This is a genomic window from Mycobacterium sp. (genome assembly GCF_050701675.1).
Lineage (GTDB): Bacteria > Actinomycetota > Actinomycetes > Mycobacteriales > Mycobacteriaceae > Mycobacterium.
The window spans coordinates 1-1,821 of the sequence record NZ_JBOGDD010000637.1 but is presented as its reverse complement, the minus strand read 5'-3'; the positions used below and the strand labels follow the sequence as shown (position 1 = coordinate 1,821).

Genomic DNA, 1,821 nt, shown 5'->3' with positions numbered 1-1,821 from the left:
GCGCATGCCCATGCCGCCCCGGGTGGCACTGCTCGCGTGCGCGTCGGGCGGCGACTACCGATTCGACGAGGCGACGGGACTCGTGGCGGCGATGATCCTGTGCGGCGCCGAATTGGTGACGGCGACGCTCTGGTCGTTGCCGACGACGGCGGGGTACCAGCAGTTCACCGGCGGCACGGTCGATCCGATGGCCGACCTCGTGACTGCAGTCGACCGGGCACACGGCGACGACGAGGGCGGCTGCGCAGTCAATCGGTGGCAGCGGGAACGCATGCGACAGTGGCGCTCCGGCGACCCGACGGCCAGCCCGCTGTACTGGGCCGCGCTCGTCACGTTCGCGGTCGACGGCGCGCGCTGATCAGTCAACCGGGTGGTACGCAGACCGCGACCGAGGATTCGTCGTCGAGGCGGTAATAGGCGTCGATCACGCACCCTGGAGCGACCCCGTCCAATGCCGACTCGGGCACCAGTGCGGTCTCGTGGGCAGGAAACTGTCCCCCCGCCGGGCGACGGACCATGAGGTCGAGTTCGACCTCCCGGTAGTCCTCGCACGCGGCGCCCGTCGCTCTCATCGCGGTCACCACGCCACGGGACCTGGTGCCGGTCCTGATCAGCTCCAACTGCCCCTGCGTCACGAGGCCCTTGTGAACCAGCATCTGATCGAAGGCCGAGCGGACAGCAGCCATGTCGTCTGCAAGCGAGAGTTGTTCGCGGGCAGCCGGATCGAACGTCACCAATAGCACGACACCCGGTCGTAGCGCGGCGAGGGGCGCCTCATCGGCGTACTGGCGCAATCTGCCGACGAAGCGCTGCCCCGAGATGCTCTCCACGTCGATGGTGATGGGCCCGTCGATCGCGCGCACGGTGCCGATCCCCACCGCTTGCCGCGGACCGTGTCCGTCGAGGTGCGCGGCGGGTGCGCCGGTCGCACGCGAGAGCGGTCCACAGAGCGCCGCACCGATCACGGCGGAGATCAAGATCACGATGGCGGTCAGGAGAACGTCGGACATTCCACCAGGTTGCGGGGCCGCCGCGACTACCGAACCCAACTTTGTAGCGTCCAAACCGAGAGGCCCGGCCTATCCTGTGCGGATGACCACGGTCCGACGCCTGGTGTCCGAAGGGGCCACCCGCGAGGCACTCGCACTGCCCCGTCGTGCCGTGATCGACGAAGCGTGGCGCGCGATCGGCCATGGGGTCGAGGTCTTGAGCGGTGCCGACGGTGCCCCGCTGCGCCGCACCATCAAGCGGATCCTCGATCCGCTGGTGCTGCGACTGCGTTCCAATCCGCAGTACTCGGCGCCCGTGGTGAGCGCCGACGCGGCCACCTCGATGCGCAATCTCATCCTCGACCATGCGCCGCATTTGCGTTCTGCCGCCTCCTGGTTCGCGGTTCTCAAGGTGGAGCGTCGCAGGCTACGGATCACCACCGGCAACGCGCAGGAGCTCTACTTTCCGGTGTGCTTCGAGCTCGCGGTGACCAAGGGCGCGCCCGCCGAGGGGGATCGCGACACCGCCGAGTCGATACTTCGTGGGGTCCACGACGACCGCGACCGCACCGCCATCGAGGTCCTCAACCGGTACGTGAGCGGCGAGCAGGCGGTGGCACAGCTGTCCCGTCAGCTCGAGCGCAGCTGGCGTGACGTGCGGCCCGGTGACACCATCGCAGGACCGTTCCTCGCGGGTCTCACCACGGTTCTCGGCGCCGCCGACGGGCACAACGCCGCAATGGCGAGGCAGCGGGTGTGGTCGGCGCTGGTGGCGGACGCCACGCCCTACAACTTCGGCGCGCGGGCACACGCCGACTTCGTGGGCCTGCCA

Annotated in this window: 1 protein-coding gene and 2 pseudogenes; 2 read left to right on the top strand and 1 reads right to left on the bottom strand. The window is 69.2% G+C overall.

Features of this window, described 5'->3' with window-relative positions; all coding sequences use genetic code 11:
- Window positions 1-358, top strand: a pseudogene (locus ACRDUX_RS19585) (CHAT domain-containing protein); the annotation flags it as partial.
- A 4-nt stretch (window positions 359-362) separates the two neighbouring features.
- Here the strand turns inward: ACRDUX_RS19585 and ACRDUX_RS19580 are convergent.
- Window positions 363-1,010, bottom strand: coding sequence for a hypothetical protein (locus ACRDUX_RS19580; RefSeq protein ID WP_526415679.1), 648 nt, complete (start codon window positions 1,008-1,010; stop codon window positions 363-365).
- Window positions 1,011-1,092: 82 nt separating this feature from the next.
- On the opposite strand from ACRDUX_RS19580, the pseudogene ACRDUX_RS19575 reads away from it, so the two are divergent.
- Window positions 1,093-1,821: pseudogene (locus ACRDUX_RS19575) on the top strand (hypothetical protein); the annotation flags it as partial.